Origin of the sequence: Phytobacter sp. MRY16-398 (genome assembly GCF_003925915.1) — a bacterium.
GTDB lineage: Bacteria > Pseudomonadota > Gammaproteobacteria > Enterobacterales > Enterobacteriaceae > Phytobacter > Phytobacter diazotrophicus.
On the sequence record NZ_AP018756.1, the window covers coordinates 4,399,682 to 4,410,801 of the forward strand.

General features: G+C 50.3%; 8 protein-coding genes. 5 read left to right on the top strand and 3 right to left on the bottom strand.

Annotated elements, in window-relative coordinates; genetic code table 11:
• Nucleotides 1-133: 133 nt before the first annotated feature.
• Nucleotides 134-1,039, bottom strand: coding sequence for a LysR family transcriptional regulator (locus MRY16398_RS21650; RefSeq protein WP_107222537.1), 906 nt, complete (start codon nt 1,037-1,039; stop codon nt 134-136).
• A gap of 102 nt (nt 1,040-1,141) precedes the next feature.
• Here MRY16398_RS21650 and MRY16398_RS21655 point away from each other — a divergent pair, with 102 nt between their 5' ends.
• The 4 genes from MRY16398_RS21655 to MRY16398_RS21670 all read left to right on the top strand — a co-directional run bounded on the left by MRY16398_RS21655 (nt 1,142) and on the right by MRY16398_RS21670 (nt 8,309).
• Nucleotides 1,142-2,212 (top strand): SDR family oxidoreductase, encoded by a 1,071-nt coding sequence (locus MRY16398_RS21655; protein WP_110295933.1) that lies wholly within the window; start codon nt 1,142-1,144, stop codon nt 2,210-2,212.
• A 641-nt stretch (nt 2,213-2,853) separates the two neighbouring features.
• The gene (locus MRY16398_RS21660; protein WP_125125158.1) at nt 2,854-5,463 is read left to right on the top strand and encodes a bifunctional diguanylate cyclase/phosphodiesterase; all 2,610 of its coding nucleotides are present in this window, start codon (nt 2,854-2,856) and stop codon (nt 5,461-5,463) included.
• Nucleotides 5,464-5,741: 278 nt separating this feature from the next.
• Nucleotides 5,742-7,391, top strand: coding sequence for a methyl-accepting chemotaxis protein (locus tag MRY16398_RS21665; protein WP_125125159.1), 1,650 nt, complete (start codon nt 5,742-5,744; stop codon nt 7,389-7,391).
• Between the two features lie 213 nt (nt 7,392-7,604).
• Nucleotides 7,605-8,309 carry a DUF2076 domain-containing protein gene (locus tag MRY16398_RS21670; protein ID WP_125125160.1) on the top strand — a complete coding sequence of 235 codons (705 nt, stop codon included), beginning with the start codon at nt 7,605-7,607 and terminating at the stop codon, nt 8,307-8,309.
• A gap of 68 nt (nt 8,310-8,377) precedes the next feature.
• Here MRY16398_RS21670 and MRY16398_RS21675 read toward each other — a convergent pair whose 3' ends face one another.
• Together MRY16398_RS21675 and MRY16398_RS21680 are read right to left on the bottom strand one after the other, a co-directional pair.
• On the bottom strand, nt 8,378-8,920 hold the full coding sequence (locus tag MRY16398_RS21675) for an RNA polymerase sigma factor (protein ID WP_107222542.1): 543 nt from the start codon (nt 8,918-8,920) through the stop codon (nt 8,378-8,380).
• A gap of 5 nt (nt 8,921-8,925) precedes the next feature.
• Entirely contained in the window at nt 8,926-9,312 is a 387-nt protein-coding gene (locus MRY16398_RS21680) for a hypothetical protein (protein WP_041852289.1), read from the bottom strand.
• A 667-nt stretch (nt 9,313-9,979) separates the two neighbouring features.
• Here MRY16398_RS21680 and arnB point away from each other — a divergent pair.
• Complete coding sequence (gene arnB / locus MRY16398_RS21685; RefSeq protein ID WP_107222543.1) at nt 9,980-11,119, top strand: UDP-4-amino-4-deoxy-L-arabinose aminotransferase; 1,140 nt, start codon at nt 9,980-9,982, stop codon at nt 11,117-11,119.
• Nucleotide 11,120 lies beyond the last annotated feature (1 nt).

The window sequence follows — 11,120 nt, forward strand, 5'->3', positions numbered from 1 at the left end:
TTCCCCGGATGGCGGCGTAAACGCCTTATCCGGGCGACCAGACGTTCAGGCCGCACGAAATAGCCCCCCTCTCCCTGTGGGAGAGGGCCGGAGTGAGGGCATCAGACCGCACAACAACCCGCCCTACCTCACTTCACCCGCCGATATCCAGCCCGCTCAGCGCACAGAGCAGCGCATCCACCTTTGGCAAGAGCTGCTTACGGCGCGGCCACACCAGCGTCAATGCCAGCCCGTCGGGCTGAATATGCGGCAAAATTATCTCCAGCTCCCCACGCGCAAGGGCATCGCGAATCAGCCATGTCGGCATCTGGGCAACGCCTAACCCGCTACGCACTGCCTGTAACTGGGCATCCACATCCCCCAGCGCCATATGGTAGGGCACGGTACGCCAGTCCGGATACCCATCCTCGGTGACTAGCTGCCACGGCTTACTGCTGCCATCAACGCGCTCGTACAAAATAGCCCTATGCTGCAACAGCGCCCCGACGCTTTCCGGGCGCCCCTCGCGCGCCAGATATGCGGGTGAAGCGCAGAACACCATCTTCTCCCGCCCCAGTTGCCGATACCCCAGCGATGCGGGCATCTCCGCCGTTTTGCCAATCCGCACCGCCACATCAATCCCTTCATCAAACAGATCCACGAAACGGTCAGAAAAGGTCATGCTGATATCTATCTCCGGATGCTGCTGGCAAAACGTAATCAATAACGGCATGACACACAGCCTGCCATAGGTATTCGGCACGGCCAGCCGCAGCCGCCCGGACGGAATACTGCGTTGCGCCGCCAGTACCGATTCCGCCTCCGCCAGCTCTTCCATTATGCGAATACAGGTCTGGTAATACGCATGCCCGGCGTCGGTCAGTTTCAGGCGTCGGGTTGTCCGCTCCAGCAACGTTGAGCCCAGCCGCGCCTCCAGCCGACTCACGCTTTTACTGATAGCAGAGCCGGTCACATGCAAGCGCTCCGCCGCCGCGGCAAAGCTCCCCCCTTCTATACTGGCAACAAAGGGGACAATGTCCTTCAGTCGTTGATCGTGCATTGATTCATGAACTCAGGTTAGGAATGATGTGAATTAATGCCAGAAATAAGAACAAAATTCTCGATTAGTCTACTCATAACGTTTACGCATGAGGAGAGTGAAATGCAAAAAGAGGCACTGATTGTCGGCATCAGCGGGGTGATTGGCCGCGCGCTGGCGCAAAAGCTGATGCAGGAAGGCTGGAAGGTCTCAGGGCTGTCGCGCGGGCGCGGCGCGGTGCCGGAAGGCTGCACCCGTCTGACCGCCGATTTGACGGACCCGCAGGCGGTGAATACGGCGCTGGCGGGCATAAAGCCCGACGCACTGTTTTTCAGCGTCTGGTCGCGTCAGGCAAATGAAAAAGAGAACATCCGCGTCAACGGCGCGATGGTCAAAAACGTGATTGAGGCACTGGGTGACCGCCTGAACGGCGCGCATGTCGCACTGGTTACCGGGCTAAAACACTACCTTGGTCCGTTCGAGGCCTATGGCAAAGGTGCCGTACCGGTTACACCTTTCCGTGAAGAACAGGGGCGCCAGCCCGTGGATAATTTCTATTATGCTCAGGAAGATGAAATCTTTGCCGGCGCGGAAAAATACGGTTATCGCTGGAGTGTGCACCGTCCGCACACCATCATCGGTTATGCGGTTGGTAACGCAATGAACATGGGTCTGACGCTGGCAGTCTACGCCACCCTGTGCCGGGAAAAAGGCTGGCCGTTTATTTTTCCGGGCTCGCCGGAACAGTGGCATGGCGTCTCCGATGTCACCGATGCAAACCTGCTCGCCGAACAACTTGCCTGGGCGGCACAAAGCCCGAATGCGGCAAACGAAGATTTTAATGCGGTTAATGGCGATGTATTCCGCTGGAACTGGCTGTGGCCGCGCCTGGCCGCCTATTTTGGCATCGAGTCTGGCGGAAATCCGCAGACCATGATGCCGCTGGAAGGACGGATGCAGGAGGCAGCCGCCGCATGGCGCGAGATTGCCGCCCGCTACTCGCTTGCCGAGCCCGATATCAGCCGACTGGCCTCCTGGTGGCACACCGACGCGGACCTCGGTCGCCCAATGGAAGCCTTCACCGACATGAGCAAAAGCCGCAAGGCCGGGTTTACCGGCTACCGGGCCACACTGGATTCGTTTACCCACCTGTTTGATACGTTGAAGGCGGAAAAAATTATTCCGGATCGCTAATGTCTTGATGATGAAGCCAGGGGCGATCATCTTCGTCCCTGATTTTTATAATCTGTCGGTCGTGTTGCGCCATGTGTTGAAAGGTATTTATCTCACGATAACAGGCCTTCCCCCGCCACATTGCCTTCTTGAAAATGACAATTGGAAGCATGAATAACAATGCACATAGTTTCACTGGGGGTTTATAAAATTTCTTTTTAAATCATCATAACGTATTCTTAAACAAGACAATACCGCCCTCATTTTTGCACATTCAATACGGATATCACGAAAAAATAAACGCATTTCTTACGGTTTGAGACTAACCACTTGCAATTAACGTTATTATTTGATTACACCAAGACAGTCTCATTATGAAAACATCAAAACACCAAAATAAGAAAAACAATAAAATCATAAAGTTAAAAACGTTGCAAAATAACCACTACCAGACGATGTATTAAATTTCTTAACCTTAAGGTTATCTTAATATTAAAAACGACATTTTTGTTTTTCTTGCATAAAAAAATGATGTCTATCACAAACTTAGCCGAACGTATAAAAACACGCATTTTTATTTAAAGTTTAATTGCCCCTTGCCGTTAATACAGATGACTAGAAAAACATATTTTGCTAATTAAAACGCGTAGAAAAGGTGAAGTATGAACATTTTCGATGACCAGTACGCTCCTGCGTCTGCACCTGATACGCATCGCATCATGAAGCAGACCGTGACGCTGGTACTGATGCTTATGGGCTTCATTTTTTTAACGACAATATTTGCGCTCATTCAGACAGAAAATGATCTGGCGCGTAACACCCGCCACCAAACCCGACAACTGCTAATGAAAGCGCTCGACAATCGTCAGGAAAACCTTCGTTTGCATCTTGCCGATTACGCCGCGTGGAACGAAGCCTGGGATAATCTCCATCGCAAGATAGACTTAAGCTGGGCGTGGGATGAACAAAACCTGGGTAAATCACTGTATTCGAAATTCGGTTACGAAGGCGTGTTTGTACTCTCCCCTAAAGAAGGAACGCGCTACAGCGTCATTAATGGCACTCTTAACCTGGTCCCTTTTGAGGACTGGCTGGGGAAAAACCTTAATACAGAATTAAGCACGGCACTGAAAGTGAACAACGGTACAGCCGTTTCGCGCGTCGTTTTTGCCAATAATGAATTAATCCTGATTTCAGCGGCCTGGATTACCACTGAGGATAGGGCTGTTCTTGCGAAAGCGCCTGCGGATCATTCTATTATGATCTTTGTTGATAAACTGACGCCTAAAAAACTCGCCGCTATGGGTGAGGAATATGCCATTAAGGATTTGCATCTCCTTGCGTCAAAACCCATACGCCGTCCACCACATACAGCGGGTTTGTTATGGCCAGTAACAGGGGGTGAAATCTATTTTGAATGGAACAATAAAAATCCCAGTGACACGCTGCTCACATGGGTACTCCCTCTTCTTGTTCTGCTGATGCTCACATCGGTCCTTCTGGCGCTCTCTCTTGTGCGCAAAGGGCTTTTAAAAGCAAGGCTGAATGACGAAAAAACATTCCTGCTGGAACAAAGCCGCCGGGCATTCGCCATTAGTGAGCGCCGTTTTCGTGACGTGGTGGAAACAACGACAGACTGGATCTGGGAAGCCGATGAACTCTTACAACTTACCTGGATATCTGTGCGCTTCCCGGTTATTACCGGTCACCGTATTGATGACTGGATAGGCCGCTCGCTGCGGGCGTTTCTGTCACAAGACAACCCGGCACTGACCAAATGGCTGGATCTTCCTTATGCAGGTAACTTCCTCACCCTTAACCATTGCAGCTATTTTTCCGCCCAGGGAAACCAACGCTACTGTAATTTAACCCTCAAACGCGTCACCCTGATTGATGGCTCATTGGGGTTTCGTGGTACCGCAACAGATGTCACTCTGGAAGTGGAGGCCAGCGAACGCATTCAGTATTTGTCACATCATGACGAATTAACCGGCCTGCCTAACCGCGTCCGGATGAAAGAGTTCCTTGACGGCAGACTGCAATCAAAAAACGAATCGAAAAATGCGCTGGCGATGATCAGTCTCGATCTGAATGATTTTAAAACCATTAACGATGTCTACGGCCATACGGTAGGCGATCAGGTGCTCAGTGAAGCTTCTAACCGCCTGCGCCACTGCATGCGCAGCATTGATTTGGTTACACGCCAGGGCGGAGACGAATTTATCATCATTGCCGCAGACCTTAACCAGCGTGAAGATATTGAAGGTTTTTGCTCGCGGATTGTAGAGGAATTGAACCGTCCTTTTGATATCTGTGGTAACGAGATTATTATCGACGTCAGCATGGGCATTGCCCTGGCACCACAAGATGCCGTTACCGCAAGCGATCTCCTCCGCTATTCTGATATCGCGCTGTATAAAGCGAAAAATGACCCGCATGCCTATTGGGTTTTTTATGAACCTGATATGGCTGAACAAATTGTTCAACGCAGAGAACTGGAGCAAGAACTCCGTGAGGCAATAAAACAGGATCAGTTATTTCTTTTATATCAGCCTCGCTACGATATAAGTCAGCAGAAGATAACGTCACTCGAAGCACTTGTACGTTGGCAGCATCCGACGCATGGGCTTTTTATGCCTGACCAATTTATTCCTCTGGCTGAGGAGACCGGAATAATTATCTCGCTAACAGATTGGGTTCTGACAACAGCATGTCGCGAGGTGAGAGATAAATCAGCAGACCTGTCCCTGTCAGTAAATATATCGCCAGTTGAATTTAAGGCCAGCGACATTGTTCTTCGCGTCAAAGCAATACTGGCTAAAACGGGTTTTGACGCTTCGCGTCTCGAACTTGAAGTTACCGAAAACGCTACCCTGAGCAAGCCAGAAAATGCGTTAAAAATCATGCAACAATTAAAAAGCCTCGGTGTCAGACTCTTGATGGATGACTTTGGCACTGGCTATGCTTCACTTAATTATCTACGGAGTTTTCCTTTTGATGGCATCAAGCTCGATAAGTCTTTTATTATGGCGATGGGCGACTCTGAGAGTGCAAAAAATATTGTCGAGAAGATTATCGGACTGGGTAAAGATTTTAACCTTGAGGTCACTGCCGAAGGGGTAGAAACGTTCACTCAGTTACAGCAACTTGAAGCGTTCGAGTGCGATATCGCACAGGGGTATTTTATTAGCCGCCCAACGACTCTTGATAAAATTGAACTTAACCAAAATTTTAAAAAGAAAAAACCAGCCATAACCGAAGAGGAATTTTAAATCATAGATTTGTGATCCTACGCCAGGATGCAATAACGACTTTAGCGTATATAAATTTTATGTTACCATCATTAACCTTACCAGAACATTATTTACAAGCCCTAAACATAATATCTTTACCGATGTTTTACGCGTGTCGTAAACATCCCTTCGAAGGATAACGATTAGTCTGCGAAATTTAATTTTATGCCTTATTGCATAAGAACTTTAACACCAGGCCTGTTCAACCGGGCTGCTCGTCTGCAAATATATTTTATATTCAGTTACCGGGGGTAGCTATGCAAATTTTACGCGATATCACCATCAGGAAAATGATATTACTGATACTGGTTGTTTTCAGTATTATTTGGGGAATGGCTACCCTGCTTACTTTTTATAACTTTTCCACAATTGATCAGTTACTCACACAAAACGCGTCACAGAAGAATGCCTATGCCATGCTGGTTAAAGGCAATGACCAATATTTTCGTACCATGACGCGTATGTTACGGGCAATGGATTATCGCCAGACCGGCGATGAAGCAAACGCAGCCAAAACAATGGATTCTGCCGCAAAAGCGCTGGCAACCAGCCAGAGTATGCTTGCGCAGTTTCGCGATGCGCAACATCCTGGCGTGAGCGATGACGTCATAAAAGCGATGATCAATGACTGGGACGCGTTGCTGACTAACGCCATTGTGCCTATGTACGATGCGGCAAAAAATAATCAGCCGGATAAATTCCGCGAGTTATTTCGTAAAACCTACCCGCCTTTAAGCGTGCAGTTTGGTGCAACCGCTGAAAAATATACTCAGGCGATTCAGTCAGATGCCATTCTGGTGAAAACCAAAGACCAGATGTCCTATAACAAAATAGTGCTCATCAGCGCATTACTGGCAGGTCTGGTGACGCTCTTATTGACCGACCGTTATTTAGTAAATTACCTGGTTAAACCGCTTGGGATGTTAAAAAATCATCTTGAGTTGCTGACCGCAGGAAAATTAAGTAGCCAGCTTGAGACGTTTGGCCGTAACTGTGCCGGGCAGTTGATTCCCTATGTACAAAAAATGCAGGAAAGCCTGCATACAACGGTAAAAACCATCCAGGATAGCTCCGCCAGCATTTTTGCCAACACCAGTGAAATCCGCGGTGGTAATGAAGAATTGTCGAGCCGTACTGAGCAGCAGGCCGCCGCTCTACAACAAACGGCCGCCAGTATGGAAGAGTTAACTTCTACCGTCAAAAACAACGCCCAGAACGTGCGTGAAGCTCTCAAACTGACCGAAGAGGCGCAAAAAACGGCGAAAAGAGGCGGTGAGATCACCTCAACGGTGGTGAAAACCATGCACGGGATCACCGACAGTTCGCAAAAAATTTCCGATATCACCAGCGTGATTAACAGTATTTCGTTCCAGACCAACCTGCTGGCGCTGAACGCCGCAGTGGAAGCGGCTCGCGCTGGCGAGCAAGGGCGTGGCTTTGCGGTGGTCGCCAGCGAAGTACGCCTGCTGGCGCAGCGTAGCGCGCAGGCGGCAAAAGAGATCGAAGCCTTGATCAGCGAATCGGTCAACCGAGTCAAAACCGGTGCGGAGCAGGTACAGGAGGCCGGCGACGCCATGTCCGTGATCATCCAGTCTGTCGCCCAGGTAAACAGCCTGATGGGCGAAATCTCCGTTGCCTCAGATGAACAAAGCCGTGGTATTGAACAAATCGGGCTGGCGATGACCGAGATGGATGGCGTGACGCAACAAAACGCCACGCTGGTACAGGAAGCCACCGCCAATGCGGTCTCTCTTGAGTCCGAAGCGGAAAGATTGAACAAGACCGTCGATCGCTTTGATCTGGGCAACGGTGTGGTTTCCGCCACACGCAGTGCGAAGAAAACCAGCGTGAAGACACAGCGTGTGCCTGTATCCACCCCAAGTAACGATAACTGGCAGACCTTCTAAGCACGGGTCACCCTCAGAGAAAATGGCCGGGTACACACCGGCCATTTTTATTTTAAGCTCCTCTCCCCTTCTTCTTTTCCCATCATTCTGCGTTTGCTTGTCATTTCGTATAACTTTGATCGGCTAAAATAACTCTTACAGGCGCGCGTAACCGATACCTGCACAGGCACGCACGCCATTGCCACAACTCCATGCACTCCTGAGGTTTTTGCTATGCAAAATGAAGAACAACGGCTTATTGAGGGGCTTTTCCAGCGTCTGAAACAGGCGGAACAGCAAAGCGGCGCACGGGATAGCCAGGCCGATCATATGATCGCTGAGTTTGTGCGCCAGCAGCCCTCTGCGCCTTACTATATGGCCCAGTCGATGCTGATTCAGGAAGCTGCGCTGAAACGCCTTCATGCACAGATTCAGGATCTCCAGAATGAAGTGGCCTCCCTGAAAAACAGCCAGCAAAGCGGCGGCGGCAGTTTCCTGAGTAGCCTGTTTGGCGGTGGAAAAAGCCAGCCACAGCAGCTAGCCAACAACTGGAACAGCGCGCCGCAACAACAGCCGCCACAGCAACAGGCGGCGCCCACATATGCGCAACCGGCAGCCCGCTCCGGTGGTTTTATGGCCGGTGCGCTGCAAACCGCAGCCGGGGTGGCCGGTGGGGTCGTGCTGGCCGATATGCTGACCAGTATGTTTCACCACTCCCAGCCGCAAGAGATCGTGAACATTATTGAGCAGCCTGTCGAACAGGTCTCAGATGTCGCCGGTGATAGGAATTTCACTAACGATTTTCAGGATCAGGACAGCTTCACCAATGCCTCCGACCGCAGCTTCTTTGACCAGGGCAACGACGACAATAGCCGTTTCCTCGATCAGGATGATGACTACGATTTCGGCGGCAATAACGACGACGACAGCTTTATCTGATTAATCGCAATGATGATAATCCCCGCCACACCAGCCCGGTGCGGCGGGGATTTTTTGTCGGTGTTTGACTAGGGCAGCATGATGTCGTGATAGAGCGCGGAAAGTCGCTCTCGCAGATAGCGTACCGCTTTGTGCTTACGCGACAGCAAGGTCTGTACGGGCAGCCCCGTCTCAGCGGAAAGGGCTTTGAAGCTGTAATTTTCCAGTTCGGTTTTTTCGAATACCTCGCGTTGGGCCGCAGGAAGCGCCGCCAGCGCGCTTTCCAGTTCATCCCAGAAAATCTCTCTTAAGCGTGCCTCTTCGGGTGTCTGCACATCGCCAAAAAGCACATCATAGAGTTGATCATCAGCCTCCTCGTCGTCCGAAAATAACCACTCCCGCTTTTTGCGTCCGCGGTCGATCATTTCATTGCGCGCCGCGCGAAACAGCCAGGCGGAGACGTTCTCAACCGGTTGTTCGACGTTGATCAATTGCAGCGTCACATCCTGCAAAATATCGTCCACGTCTTCTCGTTGCGGAATACGGCGGCGGATAAAGGCTCTCAGCGTTGTCCGGCACGCTGAGAGCGCTTCAAGGAGCCGCACAGTTCGGGCGTTGTCGGCCTTATCCATTATGCTCACGCATTGTCCGACGGCTTCGGTGATTCATTCTCGGTTGGCATGTCAGGGCCACAGCGCCAGCCATCGCGCCCACCCCAACGGTGGCGTTTCTGGAAAAAGGCCTGTCTCTCTTCTTCGCTCATGTTCATCCACCGTTCATGCAATTGACGATGATCGCGCGCCATTCTGAACATCATCGGCCCCATGCCCATACCGCCAAACAGCACACGGCATAACACCAGCAGTCCAAGCGCGGTCCAGAAACCGATGGTTTTCAGACCAAACAGACCCGGAATAATGGCGTTCCACAGGGTCATCACCACCAGCGTCATCACGACGGCAAAAACAATAAACATCACACCAAACTTACCGGGATGGCGTCGGTGGCTGCCAAATCTTCTCATGTTGTCTCTCCTTCATAGTGTTGTAATCGGGTAGACGAATGAGCGAGAAAAATATTGCTAAAAACTTATGATTTTTTTCAGGCGTCGGGAAAATGGAAACCAATAACGATTGTAATTAAATGATTTGAAATGATTTTCTATTGAAATGTTAGTGGTTAGATCCTGACCGCGCAAAAAACAGCCACTTTTGTGATCCATATCACCTTAATGACGATTTGTTACAGCACTAAAAGCCAAAATCTGACTATTCTCGTTTTTAAAGTAGCCCCATGTTTTCATTATTAACGCCCCCTAAATTTAGTGACAGCATAATGACAAAAGGATGACTATAAATATAAATTAAACAAAATTGAGATAGCGACAAAAAAATCTTTACGGTTGCTCAAGCCGCCGCTAAGTTATTTTATCCCTCTTGTGCCAAAATAAACATAACACCATGATAAACATAATAAAAATAACAAAAACATCGCCTGCTAATATTTATTTCCTCAACGCCAGTTAAACAGAAACGATCTTAAGTGAACGTTAATGAAAATATGCAATCTCTTAAGGTTGAGTTAATAAATAAGCCTTAGCCTAGGCAAGTACTAAGTACTCTCAACGAAATGAGTCTGCTGCTTCCCTGGCTACAGTGCGAATTCATTGCCAGCAACGGTAAGGAAAAGTAATGCGTGAATTTTTACCCTTCTCACGTCCTTCTATGGGCGACGAAGAATTAACGGCGATTCAGGACGTTCTGAAGTCGGGTTGGATTACTACAGGTCCCAAAAACCAACAGTTGGAAGAAGCATTTTGCCAGTTGACGGGCAACCAGCATGCCATTGCCCTGAGTTCGGCAACAGCCGGTATGCATGTCACGTTAATGGCGATGGGCATTGGTGCCGGTGATGAGGTGATTACCCCCTCCATGACCTGGGTCTCCACCCTCAATATGATTGTGCTGCTCGGCGCAACCCCGGTCATGATCGATGTTGACCGTGACACGCTGATGGTGACCCCGCAGAGCATTGAGGCCGCGATTACATCAAAAACAAAGGCCATTATTCCCGTTCATTACGCCGGCGCGCCTGCCGATATCGATGCAATTCGCGCGTTGGGCGAGAAATACAATATTCCCGTGATTGAAGATGCCGCACATGCCGCCGGAACCTATTACAAAGGTCATCATGTCGGCTGTCGCGGTACGGCGATTTTCTCCTTCCATGCCATTAAAAATATGACCTGTGCCGAAGGCGGCCTGGTGGTGACGGATGATGAGCAACTGGCCCAGCGTATTCGCAGCCTGAAATTCCACGGTCTTGGCGTCGATGCCTACGATCGCCAGACACACGGTCGCGCACCGCAGGCGGAAGTGATCTCTCCTGGCTACAAATACAACCTGGCGGATATCAATGCCGCGCTGGCACTGGTGCAGCTCGGCAAGCTTCACGAAGCCAACCAGCGTCGTACCGAGATAGCCCAGCGCTATTTACGCGAGCTGGCTGATACGCCGTTCCAGCCACTGACGGTTCCGGCCTGGCCGCACATTCACGCCTGGCATCTGTTTATTATTCGCGTTGATGAAACACGCTGCGGCCTGACCCGTGACGCGCTGATGGAAGCCCTGAAAGCACAGGGCATCGGTACGGGCCTGCACTTCCGCGCCGCCCATACGCAGAAATACTACCGCGAGAATTTCCCTGACGTTTCATTACCCAATACGGAGTGGAATAGCGCGCGTATCTGCTCGCTGCCGCTGTTCCCGGATATGACCGATGACGACACCAGCCGTGTTATCGCCGCACTTCATCAGTTGGCAGGGCAATAAC